At 54.6% G+C, this 19,850-nt stretch carries 20 protein-coding genes; 8 read left to right on the plus strand and 12 right to left on the minus strand.

Annotated elements, in window-relative coordinates:
* Positions 1–81: 81 nt before the first annotated feature.
* The 4 genes from prfH to FIV00_RS12550 form a co-directional block, all read right to left on the minus strand.
* The gene (prfH, locus tag FIV00_RS12535; RefSeq protein ID WP_152501059.1) at positions 82–723 is read right to left on the minus strand and encodes a peptide chain release factor H; all 642 of its coding nucleotides are present in this window, start codon (positions 721–723) and stop codon (positions 82–84) included.
* Positions 720–1,916 (minus strand): RNA ligase RtcB family protein, encoded by a 1,197-nt coding sequence (locus FIV00_RS12540; protein WP_152501060.1) that lies wholly within the window; start codon positions 1,914–1,916, stop codon positions 720–722. The genes prfH and FIV00_RS12540 overlap by 4 nt, the downstream gene beginning before the upstream one ends.
* A gap of 360 nt (positions 1,917–2,276) precedes the next feature.
* Positions 2,277–2,762, minus strand: coding sequence for a YHS domain-containing (seleno)protein (locus FIV00_RS12545; RefSeq protein ID WP_152501061.1), 486 nt, complete (start codon positions 2,760–2,762; stop codon positions 2,277–2,279).
* Between the two features lie 220 nt (positions 2,763–2,982).
* Positions 2,983–3,354 (minus strand): hypothetical protein, encoded by a 372-nt coding sequence (locus tag FIV00_RS12550; RefSeq protein ID WP_152501062.1) that lies wholly within the window; start codon positions 3,352–3,354, stop codon positions 2,983–2,985.
* 180 nt (positions 3,355–3,534) lie between these two features.
* Between FIV00_RS12550 and FIV00_RS12555 the strand changes: the two genes are divergently transcribed.
* Positions 3,535–4,491: an AraC family transcriptional regulator gene (locus FIV00_RS12555; RefSeq protein WP_152501063.1), complete on the plus strand. Its 957-nt coding sequence runs from the start codon at positions 3,535–3,537 to the stop codon at positions 4,489–4,491.
* A 97-nt stretch (positions 4,492–4,588) separates the two neighbouring features.
* Here FIV00_RS12555 and FIV00_RS12560 read toward each other — a convergent pair whose 3' ends face one another.
* The 4 genes from FIV00_RS12560 to FIV00_RS12575 form a co-directional block, all read right to left on the minus strand.
* On the minus strand, positions 4,589–5,284 hold the full coding sequence (locus FIV00_RS12560) for a hypothetical protein (RefSeq protein WP_152501064.1): 696 nt from the start codon (positions 5,282–5,284) through the stop codon (positions 4,589–4,591).
* An 81-nt stretch (positions 5,285–5,365) separates the two neighbouring features.
* Complete coding sequence (locus FIV00_RS12565; RefSeq protein WP_371419584.1) at positions 5,366–7,591, minus strand: NADP-dependent isocitrate dehydrogenase; 2,226 nt, start codon at positions 7,589–7,591, stop codon at positions 5,366–5,368.
* Between the two features lie 186 nt (positions 7,592–7,777).
* Positions 7,778–8,320 (minus strand): STM3941 family protein, encoded by a 543-nt coding sequence (locus FIV00_RS12570; protein WP_152501066.1) that lies wholly within the window; start codon positions 8,318–8,320, stop codon positions 7,778–7,780.
* A gap of 122 nt (positions 8,321–8,442) precedes the next feature.
* Positions 8,443–8,865, minus strand: coding sequence for a DUF2267 domain-containing protein (locus FIV00_RS12575; RefSeq protein WP_152501067.1), 423 nt, complete (start codon positions 8,863–8,865; stop codon positions 8,443–8,445).
* A 134-nt stretch (positions 8,866–8,999) separates the two neighbouring features.
* On the opposite strand from FIV00_RS12575, the gene FIV00_RS12580 reads away from it, so the two are divergent.
* Complete coding sequence (locus tag FIV00_RS12580) at positions 9,000–10,172, plus strand: adenylate/guanylate cyclase domain-containing protein (RefSeq protein WP_152501068.1); 1,173 nt, start codon at positions 9,000–9,002, stop codon at positions 10,170–10,172.
* Between the two features lie 21 nt (positions 10,173–10,193).
* Here FIV00_RS12580 and FIV00_RS12585 read toward each other — a convergent pair whose 3' ends face one another.
* Both FIV00_RS12585 and FIV00_RS12590 read right to left on the minus strand, forming a co-directional pair.
* A complete protein-coding gene (locus FIV00_RS12585) occupies positions 10,194–10,589 on the minus strand; it encodes a VOC family protein (RefSeq protein ID WP_152501069.1) in 396 nt (131 codons plus the stop codon).
* 79 nt (positions 10,590–10,668) lie between these two features.
* Entirely contained in the window at positions 10,669–11,748 is a 1,080-nt protein-coding gene (locus tag FIV00_RS12590) for an L-dopachrome tautomerase-related protein (RefSeq protein ID WP_152501070.1), read from the minus strand.
* A 92-nt stretch (positions 11,749–11,840) separates the two neighbouring features.
* Between FIV00_RS12590 and FIV00_RS12595 the strand changes: the two genes are divergently transcribed.
* The 3 genes from FIV00_RS12595 to murI all read left to right on the plus strand — a co-directional run bounded on the left by FIV00_RS12595 (position 11,841) and on the right by murI (position 14,460).
* Positions 11,841–12,755, plus strand: coding sequence for a LysR family transcriptional regulator (locus FIV00_RS12595; RefSeq protein ID WP_152501071.1), 915 nt, complete (start codon positions 11,841–11,843; stop codon positions 12,753–12,755).
* A 68-nt stretch (positions 12,756–12,823) separates the two neighbouring features.
* Positions 12,824–13,636, plus strand: a complete 813-nt coding sequence (locus FIV00_RS12600) for an RNA methyltransferase (protein ID WP_152501072.1) — start codon at positions 12,824–12,826, stop codon at positions 13,634–13,636.
* A 14-nt stretch (positions 13,637–13,650) separates the two neighbouring features.
* Positions 13,651–14,460 (plus strand): glutamate racemase, encoded by an 810-nt coding sequence (gene murI, locus FIV00_RS12605; RefSeq protein WP_152501073.1) that lies wholly within the window; start codon positions 13,651–13,653, stop codon positions 14,458–14,460.
* Positions 14,461–14,531: 71 nt separating this feature from the next.
* Here the strand turns inward: murI and FIV00_RS12610 are convergent, their stop codons facing one another.
* Positions 14,532–16,328, minus strand: coding sequence for an EAL domain-containing protein (locus FIV00_RS12610; protein WP_152501074.1), 1,797 nt, complete (start codon positions 16,326–16,328; stop codon positions 14,532–14,534).
* A 478-nt stretch (positions 16,329–16,806) separates the two neighbouring features.
* Between FIV00_RS12610 and rpsD the strand changes: the two genes are divergently transcribed.
* Positions 16,807–17,424: a 30S ribosomal protein S4 gene (gene rpsD / locus FIV00_RS12615; protein ID WP_152501075.1), complete on the plus strand. Its 618-nt coding sequence runs from the start codon at positions 16,807–16,809 to the stop codon at positions 17,422–17,424.
* A gap of 120 nt (positions 17,425–17,544) precedes the next feature.
* On the opposite strand, the gene FIV00_RS12620 is transcribed toward rpsD, so the two are convergent.
* Positions 17,545–18,033 carry a LysM peptidoglycan-binding domain-containing protein gene (locus tag FIV00_RS12620; protein WP_152501076.1) on the minus strand — a complete coding sequence of 163 codons (489 nt, stop codon included), beginning with the start codon at positions 18,031–18,033 and terminating at the stop codon, positions 17,545–17,547.
* A 274-nt stretch (positions 18,034–18,307) separates the two neighbouring features.
* Here FIV00_RS12620 and FIV00_RS12625 point away from each other — a divergent pair, with 274 nt between their 5' ends.
* Positions 18,308–18,772, plus strand: a complete 465-nt coding sequence (locus FIV00_RS12625) for an ester cyclase (RefSeq protein WP_152501077.1) — start codon at positions 18,308–18,310, stop codon at positions 18,770–18,772.
* A 134-nt stretch (positions 18,773–18,906) separates the two neighbouring features.
* Entirely contained in the window at positions 18,907–19,848 is a 942-nt protein-coding gene (gene ttcA / locus FIV00_RS12630) for a tRNA 2-thiocytidine(32) synthetase TtcA (RefSeq protein ID WP_152501078.1), read from the plus strand.
* Positions 19,849–19,850 lie beyond the last annotated feature (2 nt).

Raw genomic sequence — 19,850 nt, forward strand, 5'->3', positions numbered from 1 at the left:
GCGCTCGATTGCTTGGTTGGCATTCTGCCAACCGATTACCAACAAAGCATCAGGGACCGCATGACTGTTCTCCTTTGTTTTTCAACGGCGTTCGGTAAACCGTTCACCTTTGAACATTCTGCAAGGATTGCCCCGTTCCAATTGTTTATGGAGTTGGTTTTGGGCAGACTTTTCCCGCGCGATACCTTCTTCGCGTTTCAGAAACAGCTTTGACTTCAGCCTCTCCAGAGCAACTTGCCGGTTTCTGTGCTGTGAGCGTTCATCTGTCGATGTGGCGGTTAGTCCGGTCGGCAAGTGGGTGATCCGGACCCCGCTGTCAGTTGTGTTCTGGTGCTGACCACCGGGACCGCCCGAGCGAAACGTTTCGGTTTTCAGCGCTGAGGCCTCAAGGTCCGGAACAGGCCGTGTTGCGGTTCCAACCGCAAAAACACCGACAAACCAGTTCTGCCGTTTATGATGAGGACGAAACGGGCTTTTGCAGGTCCATTGCACAGTACCCGTCCAACTCAAGGAGAGTGTCCCAGAGGCTGCTCCCGTCAAGGTGACAAGAGCTGAACTTGGATCCTCGTTGTCTGCTTCACCCGCAATTTCGGCTTGGAACCGAATGCCGGCCTTTTTCGCTTCCCTTTCGATCTGGCGAAGAATGTGAGACACAGCTCTTCTGCATTCGCGCGGACCGTCCCCGCTTGTGACCAGCAATCTGCTTTGTGGATGTGTGGTCATCGTCTGCTCCTTCGATCCAGCAAACGGCGTTTCTTGTCCTGGCGGGCAATTGATTGCGCCTGTCTAGCCGCTTTCTTGAAAGTCAGAAGCGGTTTGAGGGAAGCAACGTTCGTAGCAAGCCCCGCGTTGACAAGCTCCTCTAGAACACGCGTCGGATCCTTGTAGGCATTCGGTGCTTCCTCGATCAGGAGCTGTCTGTCTTCACAAACAACAAGTCCGCCAAAGGAGGTCCGAGCAAGCTCGTTTCGTTCGGAACGTGTTGCGCCCGCACGGCCTATCATGGACCGGCGATCATATTTCCGCCCGGCTCCGTGAGCCAGAGAAGCAAGTGCATCCGGTTTATCGCTCTTGGTGACAAGCAGATAGCTCAACGCGTCCCTGGAACCAGCCAGGGGAACTAAAGGAATATCGGCCTTTGCAGCCCCCTTGCGATGCAGAAAAGCGCCGTCCCAAATTTCAATCATGTTGTGGGGCGCGTCGGTGACCAATGTCAGCTCGCAGCGCAGAGCCTCGGCAGCTCGTTCTGCGATAAGGGTTCGGTTCAGGCTGGCCCAACGAATGGCCTGACAATGGTCCTGCCAATAGACATGGCCTTCAGTACTATCAGGATCCAGTCCGGCAAATCGGTCGAGCACGGTGCTGAACACAGCCGTACCCAGGGAGCGTGACCCTGAATGAACCAGAAGCGTGAGATCTCCCTTCTTGAGCCCGAACGTTTCAAGTGCGGTACTATCAGCGTTGGCGTCAACGACCTGCAATTCACAGAAGTGGTTTCCGCCGCCGATTGTTCCAAGGGCTTGAGCATGCAAGTTTTCCGGCAGGTCCAAGGCCTTCAGGCGTGCCGCGCTTGCGCCTTGCCAGCTGCCTTCCAGCATGCGGAGTTTTTGCGCTGCCTTGTCCAGACGAAGCTTGCGAGCCGGCAAATCGAGCGCAAACAGGCTCATCCCGCAGCCAATGTCGTTGCCGATCAGCTGTGGATAGATCCGGTCAGCCAGTATTGCGCTGCCGACAGGGCCGTATTTGCCCGGATGAAGATCCGGGAAGGCTGCAATACTGAGAACGCCTCGCATTGCAGCCACTTGCTCGAGCTGGTCTTCAGCTGTGCCTTCAATCCAGCAACGGTCGGAATAGAAACGATGAATAAACGCCGTGCGATCAGCTCGCTCGGAGCGTTCTTTTGTAGAAGTGCCCATTTGGGAACCTTTTTGAAAACAGGATAAACGTCAGGTGCAAGGATTGCTTGCCCTGGTTTCCTCCGACGCACCGCTATCGCGGTTTAGCGAAGGATTGCCGCCCTTTTGGGCGTGCGGTGCATGGTCATCATGTCCGGAGTCCCGTTTTCAAATAACAATTGGTGCCGCTTGTTGCGGTGGCAGACACATAGGCATTGGTCCGGAACATTGCAACCAAAGACGTTTGTGGACTGACAATTGTCCAAATGGTGTGGCGAGTGAGCAACGAAGACAAGGCTGTCTGATAGCTCCGGTAAAACGAAGATCAGGCGCGCTTGCGGCGCACCTGATCTGCTTGATTGGAGGGCTTTTTAACGAAGCTTATAGCTCGTTGGCAGCGGTTGAGCGGATCTTTTCCCAGTTCTGAGCGGCTTTGGCGATGGTACCTGCTTCATCCTTCTGGAATTCGCGAAAGATCTCCTCATTCAGGAAGAGATACAGCTTGTCGTCAACAACCGCGGCAAACTGAGGGTCGCCGTCGAATTTCTTGCCGACCGAAACGCCGAAAGTACAGAAACCACCGTTTTGCGGAAGATACGCGGCCGGGTCGGCTGTGAATTTGTCCATGGTTTCCTTTGAAGAGAAGTAATAGGCAACGTCATCATGAACGGCTGTATGACGGGCCGCGCCATCGATCCGGTTGCCAAGACTGACGAATGCGGCAGGATCGACACCATGCATTCCCAGTGGGGCTCCGGCGGCTGTCAGACCACTGGATGTGTTGTACTCGTCTGCCGAAAACGCGGGGCTGGACAGATTGGCAACGCTCAGAAGCGCTGCTGCAACAAGTGTCTTGGACAAGGACATTTTATATTCTCCTGACTATGGGTTTGAGAGTTGGTGGCCGATTTGCGTTATGGCCAGGATCACTTTGCGTTCGGACTGCTGATTGATCCATGCGCAAAGATCCCTCAAAATTTGCAGATCGTCCGGCGGGTCGCTTAAATAGAAAACACCGGCTGTAAACCGGTGTCTTTCGCTCAAAGATGTGGGCAGGATTGCAAGCAGGTCGCTGCGTCGAGCGCATTCACGCAGCCTGAGGTTCGGCAACATCCGGTTTGTGAAGAGAGACCACGGTCAGAACCGCAATGGCGTTGACGATGTAATAGGCAAGATCGATGCCCTTGAAGCCAAGGACGAGCGGCGCCGCCAGGAAGACGACACCTACCGCAAAATCAACGATCAAATGGAACGAATAGGGCAGGACCCGGATCAGACCTGTCTCGTGATCGGTCAACAGGGTGAGGATCAACGCCGCGACACCGGTGACGACTGAAAGCCAGAAGGCAAGGGGATTGGACTGGCCCAGATTGAGTGCCATTGGCAACGCAATGAGGCCAAGTGCGACCGGATAGTCCAAATAGGCATGGATGGATTTGGTGACAAAGCGAATGTTCATATCAAGCTCCTGATTAAAGACTGGATAGAGGCGGATACCTCTCGAGACTTAAGATGATCCGGGTGGGCCGATTGATCCATGCGCGAAAATCCTCGAAAATTGATCGAGCGTCCGGGAGGCTTGCGACTTTTGCCTGAAAGCTGCAATACAAGATTTGAACAAGCCTGATGACGGAAAGCCATGAGACACGATGCACTTAGCCAGATCCTGCACGCGCTGAAGCTGCGCGGGTCGATCTATTTTCACACCAACTTTTCACCGCCCTGGGCAGTTCAGGTGCCAGCCTTTGGCAACGTTGCTCGGTTCCATATGGCGATGCGTGGCGCCTGCTGGCTCCAGGTCGAAGGGCATTCTAGTCCCATCTATCTTGCTACCGGGGACCTCGTCGTCATTCCGCATGGTGCAGCACATGTCCTTTGCGATGAACTTGGAAGGGAGGCAACAACCGTAGACCAGGTTCTTCAGGAAACCGGGTATTCAGGCGAAGGAGCGCTCTATTTCGGCGGGCCCGAAGAAGAACAAAGCTGCAAGCTGTTTTGCGGACATTTTGAGTTTGAGGACGGATCCGTGCACCCGATCCTGGAGGCTTTGCCTGAGGTTATCCATGTCCCCAATACCGAGACAATGAACGCATTCTGGCTGGAAACGGTGATGCGTTTCGTTGCCAGTGAAGTCCGCGCGACCCTGCCAGGTTCAGATGCCATCGTGCACAGGCTGACGGAGATCATCTTCATTCAGGTGGTGCGCACATTCGTCGATCAACAGGGGGACAGGGCAGGGTGCCTCGCAGCCGTCCTCAATCCAAGGCTCGGACGCTCTATGTCCCAGATCCATCTGGCACCCGAGCAACCCTGGACGGTTGAAACGCTCGCTCGCGAGGCCGGCATGTCGCGCACTGTGTTTGCCGAGCGCTTTACAGATCTCGTCGGGATGACACCGCTCGCCTATGTCACGCATTGGCGTATGGAAAAGGCGCGTCGGGATATTCGGGAAACGGATCTGCCACTTATCGATATTGCGGAGAATATCGGCTACAGCTCAGAAGCCGCCTTCAACCGCGCCTTCAAACGTCAGTTCAACCAGACGCCAGGTCAAATGCGGCGTGTTGGCGACGCGACTTCCCTAGGTCAGGCATGACAGAGGCACACCTTGGCCGGTGATCAAAGCCTGCGCTTGCTGCAACCGAGAGCACCAAATGCGCTTATCTCATACGATCGAAACTCGTTTGCCGTGCCTAGTGAGTTCGTGTTCCACCCTTCTGGAAAAGCAGAATATCCAACAGAAACGGAACGTTGACTGCGCCCAGGAATGTTGGGGTCACCAGCGTTCCCTTTTCCACGAACTCTATGACACCCAATTGCGAATACAGTTCGAACAGCCGCCCAGAACCTTCCGTGAAATTGCTTTCAAGCGCATGTTTGGGATCTGAGAAGAAGTGGCGCAGCATCATTAGCGTTTCGATAGAAAACGTTTCGTGGTGGTCCCAAAGGGGAGAAAACGTCACGGTGAAATCGCGGATCGGTTCGATATCGCCACCGAGATGGTCCATCTGAGCGGATTGTGCATCATAGAAATCGGGCAGAAACTTGATGCCATAGTCGGTGAGCGTATGGGCTTTCAGGATCTCTTTCAGGTTCTCAGGGACACCATCCGGATCCTCTTCGGTGTAGCCCAGATAGGACAGACGCGTATAAAGTTCGTTTGTCACGGATGTCACACCCGTCATGAACACAGGGGTTTTGTCCTCTGCCAGAAGGTTGATGCAACCTTGCAGATTTGATCTGTCACCCTTGCTCAAAGCATGAAACATGAAACAGGTCTCGGCCCACCAGTGCAAATGCTTCGGGTCGTCCGATACTGTATGCAGGACGAATTCCTCGTCAGCACCGTTGGTCACGGTTTTCGAAAACGCACCCTGCTTATCATTCATTGGTTGATCCGGAAGTGTTTGAGTTTGAAACAAAAAAGGGCGGCCCAGGCCGCCCTTTCAAACACAGGTTTAAGTATGCGGTTAACCAATGATGCCATTCAGCGTTGCGCTCGGGCGCATGACCGCATCGACTTTCGCCTGGGGCGCATGATAGTAGCCGCCAGTGTCGGCCGGGCTACCCTGAACGCCATTGAGTTCGCTGACGATTGTCGCTTCCCCGTCGGAAAGTGCGGCTGCAATCGGTGCAAAATGTGATTTCAGGTCTGCATCCTGATCCTGGTCGCTGAGTGCTTTTGCCCAATAAAGCGCGATGTAGAAATGGCTGCCGCGGTTGTCGAGGCCGCCGACACGACGGGCCGGGGACTTGTCATTGTCGAGCAGGCCTTCAATCGCCTTGTCCAGGGCATCTGCAAGAACCTGGGCCTTGTCATTGCCCTTGGCGTTGGCAAGGTGCTCCAGAGAAGCCCCGAGGGCACAGAATTCACCGAGCGAATCCCAACGCAGATAATTTTCTTCCTGCAACTGTTGAACGTGCTTTGGAGCTGACCCGCCGGCGCCGGTCTCAAACAGGCCACCGCCGTTCATCAGCGGGACAATCGACAGCATTTTTGCCGAAGTGCCGACTTCAAGGATCGGGTAGAGATCGGTCAGGTAGTCGCGCAGGACGTTGCCGGTGATGGCAATGGTGTCTTCGCCGCGGGCGATGCGCTCGGTCGAGTATTTGGCGGCCTCTGTCGGTGCCATGACTTTCAGATCCAGACCGGATGTGTCGTGATCCGGGAGATATGCCTCGACCTTCTTGATCAGTTCCGCGTCATGTGCACGGGACTTGTCCAGCCAGAACACGCCAGGCATGCCAGACAGGCGCGAACGCGTGACGCCAAGCTTGACCCAATCACGGATCGGTGCGTCCTTGGTGCGGCAGGCCCGCCAGATATCACCTTCTTCAACACCATGTTCGATCAGGGGTGTGCCTGCGGCATCAACCACCCGGATCGTTCCGTCTGCAGGTGCCTTGAATGTTTGTGGATGGGAGCCGTATTCTTCGGCCTTTTGGGCCATCAGACCGACATTTGGAACAGTACCCATCTTGGCCGGATCGAGTGCGCCGTTTTCCCGGCAGAAGTCGATGACAGCGGAGTAAACGCCGGCATAAGAGCTGTCCGGGATCACGCATTTGGCGTCATGCTCATTGCCGTCCGGACCCCAGCCCTTGCCACCTGCGCGGATCAGGGCCGGCATGGAAGCGTCGATGATGACGTCGGAAGAAACATGCAGGTTGGTGATGCCCTTGTCTGAGTTCACCATGTACATGTCCGGACCGTTGCTAAGGGCTGACTTGATGTCGGCCTGGATTTCTGCCGCCTTGTCCGCGGGAAGGGTCGCAACTTTTGCTTCCAGATCGCCGATGCCGAGGTCAGGATTGACGCTGAGATCGGCAAAGGTTGCAGCATGCTTGTCAAAAACGTCTTTCAGGAAGGCTTTGACACAATGGCCGAAGATGATCGGGTCGGAGACCTTCATCATCGTTGCCTTCATGTGCAGAGAGAAAAGGACACCCTGGTCCTTGGAATCCTGAATTTCCTTTTCGAGAAAAGCTGAAAGCGCTTTTGCACTCATGTAGGTGGCGTCGATGACGTCGCCTTCTTCAAGTGGCCAATCGCCCTTCAGCGTTGTCGTCGCGCCATCCTTGCCAACGAATTCAATCTTCGCGGTGCCAGCGGAAGCGGCAGCAATGGTTACGGACTTTTCGTTGGACCGGAAGTCATCTTGGCCCATCGTTGCCACATGGGTCTTTGAAGAAGGCAGCCACTCGCCCATGCGGTGCGGGTTTTTCTTGGCATATTCCTTGACGGCCTTCGGGGCGCGACGATCGGAATTGCCCTCGCGCAAAACCGGGTTCACTGCAGACCCCTTGATGGCGTCATAGCGTGCCTTGACCGATTTTTCTTCATCATTCTGGGGATCCGCTGGATAGTCAGGCAGTTTGTAACCCTGATCCTGCAGTTCCTTGACCGCTGCGTTCAACTGCGGTTGAGACGCTGAAATGTTTGGCAGTTTGATGACATTCGCGTCCGGTTGCTTGACCATTTCACCGAGTTCGGCAAGTGCGTCGGACTGTTTCTGCTCGTCGGTCAGATATTCAGGGAAATTGGCAAGGATACGACCGGCCAGCGAAATGTCCCTTGTGCCGATGGTCAATCCAGCGGCTTTGGTGAAGGCGCGGATGATGGGCAGGAATGAGGCGCTTGCCAGTTCGGGCGCTTCGTCGACCTTGGTATAGATGATATCGGCCATTTCTCTCACATTTCCCAGTGTTTGAAGTGCGATCTGACGGACCGGCGGATCGCCGTTCCAGAGTGAATTTCGTGTAGCGTATACAATTGTACGCAATCAATTGCCAGCCCTACGGAGGGAGAAGGCAGGGGATGTTCGGGGGAGTTCTAACAAACGGCTGCGAAAAGGCAATTGGGGCAAAAACGGAGCAGGGAGTCAGTCCTCCATTGCCGGAGAATGATGCGCAGTTGCGTATTCGGCTATGATGTTGCTGAAATCGCTGAAACTGACTTTGTATCCGACAGGATTGAGGCAGTGACCTTTCGCCCCGACGAGGCGATTTGCGAACTTGTAGGCCCTGTAAAACTTCGACTGGTTCAGGCTCTTCTCGAATTCCGGCTCCAGTTCCAGCATGATCATCGACGAGCCGCGGCTGCTCCAGGTCGTGATCTCGGTGATCTTGGACCACGGAATGGTCCTATCGGAGATCCTGGTGTCGGTGATGCCCTCCGGCCCGATTTCGATCGCCTGCCGTGGGTTCTTGATCAGACGGATGGTGCCGTAGATCCCTAGAAACCCGAAAAAGGCTACGCACAGGAGGCCAACAATCAATCCGTCGCCTTGACTGCCAGGTGCATCGAAGGCCCCGGTTGCCACAAACAGGCCGATCATGACGAAGGGCAGACACAAGGACAGGATGAGCAAGGATTTTCCAACAGACCTTTGAAAGGAAATGTGCTGGCTCGGGTCAATCTGCACGTGCGTTTGCCTTGAAGTTCAAGAAAGAGCGTCAGAATTTAACAGCCGACCTGCTGGTGCTTCAAGCGCGTGTGTGAGCCCTTCCTAACCGCATTCTTTTGGGTCAGAAGACCTGGCGTGTGTCACGCCTTCCAGAACTCCGTCGCACCTTCGGGCAAGATAGCCAGAACACGTTCAAGGTCCTTTGTGTCAATGGAAGACCTTCTAAGTGCTGCAGCAACGTCTTCTATGGCGCTGTCAGGCGCAAGATTGTGATCCTGCCGTACGGACTTCATTTCCATGATCAATACCGGACGGTCCGGAAATGGTGCGGGTGGTTCCAATGGGTCCCAGTTTTCAAGGAAGATTGCACGCGTCACGGCTGGCAGAATGTCAGAAAATCGGAGCGCATCGCGGACGGTCAGATGCGAGCGAAATGTGTGCAACACTGCCCTTAGCGTATGATAGGCCTGATGGTGTGTCTGCAGCATGCAGGTGTCACGAACATCTTTGATAAAGGCATCGAAATCACGTGATGCATGAAAATAGGTTTGCGGCATGGGCATGGCTGAACCTGAGCGAAGATTGAGACGGGATCGTTCTGGTCTCAATGGGGCCTTTCTACCGACAGAGGCAAGGTCAGAACGTTTCGATGGATGAGTTATGATATTCGCGAGATGGTGGAGCATGAAGGCGCAATATGATCGATAGCGGCAAGCTTGATGACCTGTTTTTGTGGATGCTGGACGGTGCCCGGCCAAGCGCGGATGCAAGAGCGATTGTCGGTGGTATTTGCGACGGCCTTCTTGAAGCCGGTCTGCCTTTGGAACGTTTTGCTCTGTTCATCTATACACTTCACCCCAATCTTCAGGGCCGCCGGTTTCGATGGTTGAAGGGTGAGGGCGTCGACCAATCTGATGCCGACATGACGGCATTCGATGGTGCTGAATATTTAAACAATCCTCTGCCAACAGTTTTGAAGACAGGCAAGATGCTGCGTCGGAAACTATGTGATCCCGAGTGTCCGGACGACTTTCTGATCCTCAAGGAATTCCGAGGGGAGGGAATAACGGATTATGTGGTCCAACCGCTCTTTTTCACGACGGGCGAAACACACCTGGTAAGCTGGGCGACAAAAGCCGACGGTGGATTTGACGACGACATGATAGCGGCGCTTGAGAAGATCCGCCTGCCGTTGGCGCGTCTCACGGAAACCTACATGCTGCGGCTCAATGCAGCCAATCTTCTGTCCGCCTATGTCGGCCGCGACAGCGGGTACAAGATCCTCTCCGGCCGGGTGCACCGGGGCGACCTTGAAGAGATTACAGCCTGTGTGGTGTTTGCAGACCTTGTCGCCTTCACGAAGTTCTCAAATTCCGCCTCAGCGGCCGAAGTGCTTGCCCGGCTTAACCGCTTCTATGATTGTCTGGTGCCACCAATCGTTGCGCGTGGGGGCGAAGTCTTGAAGTTCATGGGAGACGGTCTGCTTGCAATCTTTCCAATCTCCGAGAAACTCGACGACCGTTCAGCTTGCGAGGCTGCGCTTGAGGCACTCAGGGAGGCCTCGGGAGGCGGCGAGAAACCGGTGTTTTCTGATGCCGTGCCGCCCTTCCGGGCAGCTGTGCATCTGGGGCCGCTGCAATATGGCAATATCGGTGCTTCGGACAGGCTTGATTTCACGGCAATTGGCCCGACGGTCAACCTTGCTGCGCGGATCCTTTCCTCCGCCATTCTGGTCAATGGCCAGACGGTCGTGTCTGAAAAAGTCGCCGAGCTGAGCGGGATCTCAACCATCGGCGCACCGACCTTCGAGCTGAAAGGATTTGAACGAACACAAGTGATTGTTCCCGTTCGTCATATGCTCGCGCATTAGCAACTCATAGCGTTGAGCTGCCTACTGAAATCGTCCGCCGCTTTCAATCACCTCAATTTTGTAGCCATCCGGATCCGTTGCAAAGAAGAAGCGCGCAACACGTTCACCTGCCGGCGCAAAGTCGACGATATCGCCGACTTCGATGCCAAGCATTTTTAGTCGGGAATGGTCATGGTCTAGATCTGCAACCGTAACGGCAAGATGCCCATAGCCGTCGCCGAGGTCGTAAGGAGTTTTGCGGTCCTTGTTCAAGGTGAGTTCCAGTTCGAACCCGGTCGTCTCGTTTTTCAGGTAGGTCAAGCGAAACGCATCGAAATCCAGTTGGTCTGCGATTTCGAGGTCGAATGCTCGTTTATACCAGTCTGCTGACCTGGCGTCGTCCAGAACCCTGATGCAGGTATGAACCATCTTTGCCATTGATAATCTCCATGAGGCGCGCGCTCTCCGAAGAGCGCACGCCGGTTTCTTTGATGGGAAAACAGAATGCCGAACTAAACTATCGTCCGCTTACGGCAGTGCTCAGCGCTGGAAACCTGACGATCCTGTAGGTGCCGAGCGAGGCATCTTGACCACCGTTCAAGACTGGAGAGCGGTGCAATTCGTTAATGGTTGCATAGACATATCCGTCAGCGCCGATTGAAAAACCGTCGGGCCAGGGCAGGTCCTCATCGGACTGAAAAAGCTCTTCGTAACTGCCGTCCGACTTGGTGACGCCGATCGCATTGTCGGTCATTGCGGTGATATAGACATTGCCGCCTGTGTCGACGGTCGAACCGTCGGAAATCGGCTTATCGCCATAGCGCTCCACCCGCGCGACCAGTTCATCTTCACTCAGACTTTCGTCAAGAAGATCCTTCGTTTGGACACGGTACATTGCACTGGCTGTCATCGGTGCGAAATAGACCCAGGTGTTGGTCGGATCGATCGTGATTGGATTGACCCCGATCTTTGCTGGATTGCCGCCCAGAAGAATTTCGCGGCCATCAATGATCATAGGTGTGTCTTCAGGAGTGGTGAATTTCGATCCTTCCAGGACACGGCGTGCGCGCCCTGTTTCAAGATCTACAACGATCAATGCCGAGTTCGCCCCATCACCGGTGTCGGAGATGTAAATCGCCTCGTGGTCACGATCGACCGCAAGATCGTTCAGGAATGACGAGGGGCGAGATACCGGCGCTCCGATATAGTGAATGGCGTGCAGCGTTTCAGTATTTGTGTCCCACCCAACGATACGTCCGGTCCGGTTTTCCCCCTGTCCGTCCAGCATCCACAAAATACCGTTGCGGTCGGCTCGAAGACCCAGAACGCCGTTCAGCCCGTTGCCGTCTTCTTTCGGGGCTCGGGCCCAATCCTCAGTCGGATAAGGTTTGGTGCTGCCGTCGCTGAAGACTTCTACCACGCGCAACTCCGGTCCATAAAATTCATGCACTGACATGAACATGCGTCCGTCGGGGCCAATGGCCAGGTTTCCCGGCGGCATTGACTTTTCAAAGCTCAAATAGGTCTCAAGACCTTCCGCACTTGCTGGAACGGCGAGGCTGGCCGCAATGCCTGCGGCGGCGAGTAGCTTTTTCATAATGTCCTCCTCATGTGGATGCAGAGGGTTTAAATGTTTTATTTTTTCTGAAAAACTGTCCAAAAAGCGAAACCAGAATTCGAAAAAATCAAATGTATAGTGTGCCCGATCTTCAGACGTTCGTGACCGTTGCCAAGTGTGGCGGGATAACCTCCGCAGCTGTGGAGCAGGGGCTGTCGGCCGCCACGGTCAGTCATCGGATTGTCAAGTTGGAGAGCGCCCTGAACGTCACACTCTTTCACCGCAACAGCCGTAATTTCCGACTGACAGACGAGGGCCAGGTTTTTCTTGAACGGGTCGAGGCCATCTTGGAAGACCTGCAGCAGGCAGAGATCGAAGTCGGTAGCAGAACGCCTCACCTACGTGGCCATTTGAGGGTGACATTGTCGCCATGGATCCTGTCTCGATTCGTCTTGCCTCAATTGGCGGTGTTTCGAAAACAACATCCAGACCTCACGCTGGAATTCCTGGCCGTCGACCGCTTTGTTTCTCTGGTTGAAGAAGGGCAGGACTGCGCGATCAGGGTTGGAAAGCTGTCCGACAGCGCTCTTATCGCGCGAAAGCTGAGCGACAATGACCGGATCGTCTGTGCCTCTCCCGGTTTTCTCGCTGATCATGGCGAACCAACGTCGATTGAAGAGCTTCGCGACAAGCCTTGGGTTTGCCTTCCCTGGCAGACCCAGCATGACGTCAAGGACATCAGGGGCCGAAAACGGCGCATGTCTGTATCGCGCAGCATTTTTGTGTCCAACTCCGACATGCTGACAAGCGGCGCGCTTGAAGGTCTCGGACTTGCTGTCAAATCGCGCCTTGCTGTCAAGGAGGAGCTTGAGAGCGGCCGTCTTGTGGAAGTGATGCCAGGGTGTCTAGATGCACCCGATGCGCCAATATCGTTCGTCTATGCAGCTGAAGGGCGGGCTGGACGGAAGATCAAGTCGTTCTACGAGTTCACGAAGGAGGCATTCCGTCTTGGCGCAGGAGACTTCTGTGCGAGGACGAATGAATAGTCTCCAAACCTGAGGAAGCGAGTGGCCAGTCTTTCCAAGTCGATCCGGTTCGGTTACATCCCCGCAGTATGAGCAAGAACGCAAATATCAGAGAAGAAGCCAGGGCGGTGACCGCAAAACCGCCCGCGGTAATCCTTTGTGAGCCGCAGCTTGGTGAGAACATCGGAACGGCTGCAAGGGCCATGGCGAATTTCGGTCTTGTGGATCTGCGGATCGTAAATCCGCGTGACGGATGGCCGAGCGAAAAGGCACGGGCTGCCGCGAGCCGAGCTGACCATGTCATCGAAAAGGTTCAGGTGTTCGAGAGTGTCGAAGCCGCGATCGCAGACCTGCGATTTGTCTATGCGACAACGGCGCGATCGCGCGAAGTGCCCAAGCCAGTGCGCGGACCGGACGAAGCGGCGCAAAAGTCCGTGTCACTTGGGGACCAGGGGCACGCTACCGGCTATCTTTTCGGACGCGAACGATGGGGCTTGAACAACGAGGAAATAGCCCTGGCGGACGAAATTGTCACTTTGCCGGTCGACCCCGACTTTGCATCCTTGAATATCGCACAGGCTGTGCTGGTCTGCGCCTACGAATGGCGTAAGACAGCAACATCGGGTGCGCTGCCGTTTCTCCTGTCCGAAGAGGAACATCCGCCGGCAACGAAAGACAACATTCTCAGGTTCTTTGAGCATCTTGAAGGTGCATTGGACACGGCCACTTTCTTTCGTCCACCCGAGCGTCGTCCTCACATGGTGCGAACTTTGCGGAACATATTTCAGAAAGCAGAACTGACTGAACAGGAAGTTCGTGCATTGCGCGGGGTGATTGCCTCGCTCGAAGGACGTCAGACCCGACCGCGCAAGGAGCGCGGAGACACTGGCAACGAGGAGTAGGGGGCTTTGCGGGCGTGACGAGGCCGGTTCTGATATTCGATTCAGGTCTTGGTGGGCTCACGGTCCTGCGCGAGGCGCGGTATCTGTTGCCAGATGAGCCCTTGCTCTACGTCGCAGACGATGCCGCGTTTCCCATTGGCCGTTGGCCCGAACCAGAGCTCAAAGCCCGCCTCCTTGCTCTTTTTGAAAGGCTGATTGAGGCGTATCAGCCAAAAGCGGTGGTCATTGCCTGCAACACGGCTTTCACGCTTGCCGGCGGCGATCTTCGCAGCGCCCATCCGGACGTGCCCTTCGTCGGCACGGTTCCGGCGATCAAACCAGCGGCGGAGCAGACGTCTTCAGGTCTCATTTCCGTTCTGGCGACACCCGGCACGGTCCGCCGAACCTATACAAGAAGCCTGATCGACAGTTTTGCCAGCCAGTGCCACGTACGCCTGGTTGGTTCCGATCTTCTTGCCGAGTTCGCTGAAAGGCATCTGCGTGGTGACACCGTCGGCGATGGCGACCTTCTGACAGAAATTGAAGACTGCTTTCTTGAACGCGATGGCAAGCGCACAGACATCATTGTGCTGGCCTGCACGCATTATCCATTTCTTGCGAACAGATTTCGCAAGATTGCCCCCTGGCCCGTGGACTGGCTTGACCCGGCAGAAGCCATTGCACGGCAACTGATGCGGGTCGTGGGTGATGCACACCCGCGTTCAGCTGGCCGCATTCAAGACCGAGCGATCTTCACGTCGCAGCCTGATAATCCAGCCTTGGAACGGCTTCTTGCCGGGTTTGGACTGACCTTGCTGAAAGGCGGGTCTCCTGCTTTTGACTGAGCTGGTAAAGTCAAATTTTGGGCATGTCTTCGGCAATGAGTCGAAAGATGGCAGGTGGGTCGCCTTGAGATTCAGGCCGCCAGAAACTTGACTGCCAGACCGTCGTCGGACCGCTTGGCCGCACGTTTCAGAGCGATAATCTCGGTATTCAGCTTGTTGGGTGGGATCCTTAAACCCTTTGGAAGGGTCAGGATTGAAATCGAACATTGCAACAAGGGGAATTGGCGAGTGGTGCCGAAGCGGTCCTGCGCCACCATAAAACCTTGCGCGCGGTGTTCAGCGTCATAAAAGCTTTCAACATCTACCTGGAAGGCTCGTTTGAGCGCCAGCATACGTGCCGCGACATCGGTCTGATCCGCGTTCATGAAGCCTGCGAAGAAATCGTCGCCGCCGAGATGGCCATGAAACGTGTCTGTTCCGGATACGTGGCGCTGCACCAACTCTCCGAAAAGGATAATTGCCCTGTCGCCCTGACGATAGCCGTAAGTATCGTTGAAGGGTTTGAAATTGTCGAAATCCATGTAGCACAAGTGCCGATCGTGTGTGCTCTTGCGCGCGCAATCCGAGATGAACTTGGTGATTGCACCATTTCCCGGCAGCCGCGTCAGCGGGTTTTGATCCTGAGCTTCCTGCAAACGCTTGGCATGTATGATTTTCAGAAGAGATGTTGCCGAAAGGAACCCGCAATAGCGGAAATTTTCAGTGATGATGATCCCATCTGAATTGATCGACGAGGCAAAGGTCACCAGAAGCATGTCGGCGTTGCTGTCAATATCGGCAATGGGGCAGGCGCGCACAAATGAGCGCAAGGGAAAGTCGAGCGCCGCCTTGGCGTCGTCGTCATCCGGTCCACCTGAATACAGATAGGCTTTCAGATCCCGCTCATGGATAAGACCCCGCGGTTCGTTGTTGGCATCAAGAACAGGGATGACGCTGGAGTCCTGATTGTGCACGACCATGTCGAGCAGTTCATTCATCGAAGCGTTGAATTGTATGGTCGGCAAGTTCAGGAGCTCATTACGGATCCTGTCTTGTTCCTCCCGCCGTTTGCGGCCGATGCCAGGGGCCCGGACATGTTCATAGAACAATTTCGCGTGCGCAGCCTTTTGAAAAGGTTTGGCGACGAACTGGCCCTGGATGAGATCGCAGCCCGCTTCCCGGCAAGCCTTGAATTCCTGTTCAGTTTCCACGCCTTCCGCGATCACTCGAGAGCCCAGAACATGCGCAAGATTTGCCACGGTTGTAACAAACAGCTTCCTGCGGGCGTCACTGTCGATGTCGTTTAGGAAAAAGCGATCGATCTTTACATAGTCAGGCGACATGTCGTGCAGCAGGCGCAACTCGGAAGAGCCCCGGCCGAAATCGTCGAGTGTGATGAGGAACCCGAGCTGGCGCAGATCATTCAATGCGTGATGTGCAAGGTCGGTAAAAGCTTCCTGATGGCGTTCGGAAAACTCCAGGCAGATCTGATTGGTGCTGAGACCGAGCTCGGACACGATCTCACCCAGGCCCAGACGAGGGTCGCCTTCCTCACCAAGATTGCGGCCGTCCAGCTTGAAGTAAAGCTTGGTTCCCTGCGCTATTCTAAGGTCTTGAAAGCGCAGGAGCGCCTTGCGGAAGAGTTCGGTTTCCAACTGGGCCAGAAACCCGAGCGCATGGGCTTGCCTGATCAGGTCTCCAGGTGAGGGAGCATGGCCGAATTCGGCGTTTCGAACTTGAGCCTCATAGCCGTAAACGACGCCGGTTCCGATATCCGCGATCGGTTGCAAAGCGAAGTCCAGAACACTCAGCATTTCATCACGCGTCCGGAAAAGCACGTCTGTGCTTTCCAGATCAGCCTGTTGAACTGAATGGCGATTCGCTGACATCCGAGATCCTATACTCAAGGTCCAACTTCCCAAACGTACGTTAAGTTTCGAGGAAGTTAGGACCGTGCGTTACTGATATTATTCCCAAGGGTTGTAACGTTGATTGTATAGTGAAAAACTGCAATTAAGATTTTCTAAATGTATGCATTAATTTGCCTGTTTTATGGGCGGTCGGTCGAAAATCGCAGTTTGTCGTCAATTGCCGGTTCGATATACGCCTGATTGTCCCACAAATTCTTGGGTTTAGGGTCTTTTTGAACGAGTTTGACCCGTCGCACATTGACATTCCAGGGACCTGCCTGTACATCCGCGCGGTCCGGCGGGTTTTGCCTTCCGGCACTACGCACCCGTGGGTATTCCGGCCGGCGCCGTCTAGCCGGGTCCCTGTCGATCGGAGCAGAGCGCTTTGCGTTGTGTGAAGATAAAGGAGGGCGCGTTTCCTTTTTAGAACAACAACGCGAATTCAAAGGAAACCGCGATGTCAAAGCGCCACAGCGTTAAGTACAAAATCGACCGCCGGATGGGCGAAAACATCTGGGGTCGTCCGAAGAGCCCGGCAAACAAACGTGAATACGGCCCGGGTCAACACGGACAGCGCCGCAAAGGCAAACTGTCTGACTTCGGTGTTCAGCTCCGCGCAAAGCAGAAGCTGAAAGGCTATTACGGCAACATTTCCGAGAAGCAGTTCCGCAAGGTCTACAGCGAAGCATCACGTCTCAAGGGCGATACTTCCGAAAACCTGATCGGCCTTCTGGAGCGCCGTCTTGATGCAATCATCTACCGCGCCAAATTCGTCCCGACTGTTTTTGCTGCTCGTCAGTTCATCAACCACGGTCATATCAAGGTCAATGGCAAGCGCGTCAATATCCCGAGCTACCAGCTGCGCCCGGGTGATGTGATCGAAGTTCGCGAAAAATCCAAGCAACTCGCACTGGTTCTGGAAGCTATCCAGTCCGCAGAACGCGATGTGCCGGATTACGTTGATGCAGACCACAACAAGATGACTGCTACCTACAACCGGATCCCCGGTTTTTCCGATGTGCCTTACCCGGTACAGATGGAACCGAACCTGGTCGTCGAATTCTATTCGCGCTAACAGTCGTCGAATATTCGATTTCGGAAAATTTGAAAGGCCCGCCAAACCGGCGGGCCTTTTTGTGTTTGGAGATCGTCAATACTGCGCGTCTGAATACGAAGTGTATCAACTGATATCGGCTTAGATGTCGTTTCGTGGAATGCGTAACAGCTGACCCGGAAAAATCAGGTTGGGATCGCTCAAGATGTGCTGGTTGGCCTCGAAAATCGGCTGAAAATTGGAGTTGCCGTATTGATCCTGGGCAATTTTTGTCAGCGTATCACCGGGCTTTACAGTATAGGGCTGCCATCCTCCGTAACCCGGCATTATCTTCGGCCCGAAAAGGACCGGAATAACGACTGAGGGGCCGTTTTCGTTCCCGGTGTCGTCGGCAAGTGTCAGGAACAAACGGTTCAGCTGGAAACTGTTGGTGTCCGGGATATCAATGGATCCCTGAAATTGCCTCAGACCAAGCGCGCCAACCGTTGTGAAGGATGAATACTCATCGTGTCCTTCAGAGACACGGATACTCAAGGTGCCCTCAAACGCTGCAGCGTTTCCGGCGATCATGATTTTGGAGCCTACAAGATCAAATGGTTGAGGCTGCTGAATGTCGAGCGTAACAGTCAAAACAATACCCTCCTCCTGAGTAACCTCAGGACCTATGTGTCACCCCCCAGCAAGCACTCATCACACTACAACGCTTTCGCGGGTAAATGAAAGTTACAACCTTTGGTTCAATCCTGCATTGCAGCGCCGATCGGCACATTCCGTTGTCTGCCTCAGATTGACAGGAAACCAGAGATTGAAATTTTCGAAAGTTAGCCAAATTCTTGTGTTTGGGTTAAAACCATAGGCGCAACTCAGCCGTGCATCTTTTGACGGTTTATGGAGGGGGAAAATCATGAGTGAAAAATTGGAGGTTGTTAAGTCCTGGTTTGAACGCGTCTGGGCGCAGGAAGATGAGGGCGCTATCGAAGAGCTCTTTGTATCTGACGGACCTGCGAGAGGGCTTGGCACATATGTTCGAGATGATGATGCGCGTTTCGCTGATCACGCGAGAATTGGCCCAGAGGGCTTCAAGGAATTCCACCGTTCCTTGCTCAAGCTGGTTGGCAATGTCGAAATTTCAGTCACCATGGATATGGAACAAGGTGACTGGCTCGCGTTGCTCTGTGTTTTGAAAGCAACAAAGCGGGGCACGGACATGAAGGTGCAGACGACTGGAACCATTTTCATCAAAGTCGCAAACGGGCAAATCATTGAGGCCTACAATCACTTTGATTTCATGAGCCTTTTTGGACAGCTGGGCCTGCTGCCTGAAAACACATTCGGTGAATGCCTTTGTGGAGAGCGCATCGGCGTTTAAACAGCACGCGCGCGAAGGCAAAAGACAGTTGAGAACCTTCTCTTGATGGCAAGAGCCTTCGGGCGCTTTTTCTTGGCCTTGCCGTAACAATCCGCTATGTCAGCCGAAACAACGATGTTTTCCAGGCTGCTCGCATGAATGATATTGCAAACGACACGGATACAGGCGTTCCGGCGCTCCTGCGCAACGTGCCTTCCAGTGTTGACTTTAAAAAACTGCGCAAGCGCCTGCTTCGTCAAGCGCGCGAAGCGATCAGCGATTTTGGAATGCTGCCCGCTGAGGCCTCGCAGGAAAAGCGCCCGAAATGGCTTGTCTGCTTGTCCGGCGGCAAAGACAGTTACACACTTCTGGCGGTCCTGATTGAGTTGAAATGGCGCGGCCTTTTGCCCGTGGATCTTCTGGCCTGCAATCTGGATCAGGCCCAGCCGGGCTTTCCTGCCGATGTTCTGCCAAGGTTCTTTGAGGAAAACGGCATCGAACATCTCATCATTCGCGAAGACACTTATTCCATCGTCACAGACAAGATCCCTGAAAACCGAACCTACTGCTCGCTGTGCTCCCGCCTTAGGCGGGGGATCTTGTATCGGGTTGCGAGAGAGCAAGGATGCGAGGCGATTGTTCTGGGGCATCACAGGGAAGACATCCTTGAAACGTTTTTCATGAACCTCTTTCACGGTGGCCGGCTTGCATCGATGCCGCCGAAGCTGATCAATGATGAGGGCGATCTACTTGTGCTGCGCCCGCTGGCATATGCGGCAGAAAGCGACATCGCCAAGTTCTCTGCGCGGATGGAGTTCCCGATCATACCCTGCAATCTCTGTGGCTCTCAGGACGGGTTGCAACGTGAAGAAGTGAAACGCATGCTTCAGGGATGGGAAAAGCAGACACCCGGGCGCTTGGGAGTGATGGCAAGGGCACTTGCGCACACACGCCCGTCGCATCTTATGGACAGGTCGATCTATGACTTCGTCAATCTTCGCCCTGCCGATGGAGCAGGGGACGCGCAAGGCGGCGAGGCCGAAGAACCCTGTGGGGCCAGCCTTGCAATGACGGCAAAGCTGTTTGCGGCAGAATGACT

The organism is Labrenzia sp. THAF82, assembly GCF_009363435.1.
Lineage (GTDB): Bacteria > Pseudomonadota > Alphaproteobacteria > Rhizobiales > Stappiaceae > Roseibium > Roseibium porphyridii.

What these genes read in the sequence shown, in the direction of transcription:
- prfH (WP_152501059.1), bottom strand. Translation starts at nt 723, where the DNA reads ATGACCACACATCCACAAAGCAGATTGCTGGTCACAAGCGGGGACGGT.
- FIV00_RS12540 (WP_152501060.1), bottom strand. Translation starts at nt 1,916, where the DNA reads ATGGGCACTTCTACAAAAGAACGCTCCGAGCGAGCTGATCGCACGGCG.
- FIV00_RS12545 (WP_152501061.1), bottom strand. Translation starts at nt 2,762, where the DNA reads ATGTCCTTGTCCAAGACACTTGTTGCAGCAGCGCTTCTGAGCGTTGCC.
- FIV00_RS12550 (WP_152501062.1), bottom strand. Translation starts at nt 3,354, where the DNA reads ATGAACATTCGCTTTGTCACCAAATCCATCCATGCCTATTTGGACTAT.
- FIV00_RS12555 (WP_152501063.1), top strand. Translation starts at nt 3,535, where the DNA reads ATGAGACACGATGCACTTAGCCAGATCCTGCACGCGCTGAAGCTGCGC.
- FIV00_RS12560 (WP_152501064.1), bottom strand. Translation starts at nt 5,284, where the DNA reads ATGAATGATAAGCAGGGTGCGTTTTCGAAAACCGTGACCAACGGTGCT.
- FIV00_RS12575 (WP_152501067.1), bottom strand. Translation starts at nt 8,865, where the DNA reads ATGCCCATGCCGCAAACCTATTTTCATGCATCACGTGATTTCGATGCC.
- FIV00_RS12580 (WP_152501068.1), top strand. Translation starts at nt 9,000, where the DNA reads ATGATCGATAGCGGCAAGCTTGATGACCTGTTTTTGTGGATGCTGGAC.
- FIV00_RS12585 (WP_152501069.1), bottom strand. Translation starts at nt 10,589, where the DNA reads ATGGCAAAGATGGTTCATACCTGCATCAGGGTTCTGGACGACGCCAGG.
- FIV00_RS12590 (WP_152501070.1), bottom strand. Translation starts at nt 11,748, where the DNA reads ATGAAAAAGCTACTCGCCGCCGCAGGCATTGCGGCCAGCCTCGCCGTT.
- FIV00_RS12595 (WP_152501071.1), top strand. Translation starts at nt 11,841, where the DNA reads ATGTATAGTGTGCCCGATCTTCAGACGTTCGTGACCGTTGCCAAGTGT.
- FIV00_RS12600 (WP_152501072.1), top strand. Translation starts at nt 12,824, where the DNA reads ATGAGCAAGAACGCAAATATCAGAGAAGAAGCCAGGGCGGTGACCGCA.
- FIV00_RS12610 (WP_152501074.1), bottom strand. Translation starts at nt 16,328, where the DNA reads ATGTCAGCGAATCGCCATTCAGTTCAACAGGCTGATCTGGAAAGCACA.
- rpsD (WP_152501075.1), top strand. Translation starts at nt 16,807, where the DNA reads ATGTCAAAGCGCCACAGCGTTAAGTACAAAATCGACCGCCGGATGGGC.
- FIV00_RS12625 (WP_152501077.1), top strand. Translation starts at nt 18,308, where the DNA reads ATGAGTGAAAAATTGGAGGTTGTTAAGTCCTGGTTTGAACGCGTCTGG.
- ttcA (WP_152501078.1), top strand. Translation starts at nt 18,907, where the DNA reads ATGAATGATATTGCAAACGACACGGATACAGGCGTTCCGGCGCTCCTG.